This window comes from Paenibacillus sp. J22FR5, assembly GCF_059691975.1.
The window spans coordinates 1-1,691 of sequence record NZ_JCAUAN010000071.1 but is presented as its reverse complement, the minus strand read 5'-3'; the positions used below and the strand labels follow the sequence as shown (position 1 = coordinate 1,691).

General features: G+C 42.5%; 2 protein-coding genes. Both read left to right on the top strand.

The window, feature by feature from the left end; all coding sequences use genetic code 11:
* Positions 1-89: 89 nt before the first annotated feature.
* A complete protein-coding gene (locus tag AC58P7_RS33385) occupies positions 90-1,142 on the top strand; it encodes a transposase (protein WP_497350354.1) in 1,053 nt (350 codons plus the stop codon).
* Between the two features lie 16 nt (positions 1,143-1,158).
* The gene (locus AC58P7_RS33380) at positions 1,159-1,677 is read left to right on the top strand and encodes a hypothetical protein (protein WP_497350355.1); all 519 of its coding nucleotides are present in this window, start codon (positions 1,159-1,161) and stop codon (positions 1,675-1,677) included.
* Positions 1,678-1,691: the final 14 nt, after the last annotated feature.

Genomic DNA, 1,691 nt, shown 5'->3' with positions numbered 1-1,691 from the left:
CTACGACGGCAAGATCATATAACAGGATTTTCCTGCACCTTTAGCGAAGTTAATTATGTGGTTAATTTTCACCAAAGGGGTTGTCTACTTTGCTCGTTAAAGATCGTCTTCGCCCAACTAAAAAAATATATTTCAAGTCGGAAATAAAACATTGTCCGCAATGTGAATCGAAATTACGTCGTTCCCATACGGCTTGGCATAAAAAAATTGCCACGCTGCATGAAGTTATTGAAGCATGGAGCATGGCTTACAAATGTGTGAATCCAAACTGCTCAAATCTGGATGCTCTCTTTAAATCAGCGGAAGCCGAATCGTTAAGTCCTAAGCATTCCGCTTATGGATTCGATGTGCTCTGCTTAGTTGGTGAACTTCGCTTTAAGCGCCATATGACTCGTAAGGAAATTGCCGATGAGCTCAATGAACGCGGCGTACTTACTTCCGAAAGATCGGCACAAAATCTTTACGAGAGATACCAAACACTACTCGCGGCAAGTTTGGATGATCACGTGAAAAATACGCTTGCCGAAGTAACTGAACAAAATGGCGGCATTGTCTTGTCGATGGATGGTATTCAACCTGAGAAGGGAAACGAAACTCTTTATGTGATCCGTGAAGTATTCAGCGGAACGGTTTTAGTCGCACGGAACATGAAGAGCGGAACAGCAGTTGAACTACAAACGCTTATTCAACCGATCATTGATTTAGGCTATCCAATTGTAGGTATTGTTAGCGATGGTCAACAATCCATCCGCTTGGCTATGGAGACATTATTGCCAGAAGTTCCTTACCAATATTGTCAGTATCACTACTTAAAAGACATTGCCAAACCAGTCGTTGACATAGATCGAAAGCTCAAAACAGAGCTGAAGAAAAGTATGCGTGGAATTCGAGATGCCGAGCGTAAAATTGAACAAAGCGATTCTCTAGAAGTCGAAGTTGCTAAAGGATATGTCGCAGCAGTTCGCTCGTTGTTACTAGAGGATGGCAATCCTCCTCTTGATTTACCTGGCATGCGAATTTACGAAAAAGCTCAAGCGATTCAGGCCTCTTTACAAAAATGCCTGAGTAAAAAAGGGGCCTTCCCTGCTCGAAAACATTTTCAGAATATTCAGCAAAATAAACAATCTTCAGAAACACTATGAAGCTGTGAAGCGCTGGATGCAGCCGATCCGTCATATCGTAGAAATCTTTGAACCCAGTATGGATAAGACCACGGAGAGCGTACGATGGGAGATGACCGAGCTACTGAATTGGGTAAAACAGACCTATACAGACGAACACGACGTACCTATGGTTACCAATTTACTAAGCTACTCTAGAGGCTTCTGGAAAGGACTTTTCACATGCTATGACGAGTACCATGTCCCAAGAACTAATAATGACTTGGAGCGATTTTTCCGTGCTACGAAAACAGCACACCGTCGAATCACCGGTCTTCGTAATTGGAACGAGTACATCTTACGCAATGGAGAAATGATCGTTCTTGTTCAGGATGCACTGAAGCAAAAACATATTCTTGCTCGATTAAAAAGCGTTGATTACGAAAGATACAAAGTACAGAAACAAAATTGGCAGAACCGCTTACAAGATAGCGTAAAACGTAAACGATTTAGACGAGACCCAGAAAAGTACCTAGAAAGCCTGGAAAACCTATGGGACGCACAGTGCGTTTGCTAATCTTGCCGTCGTAG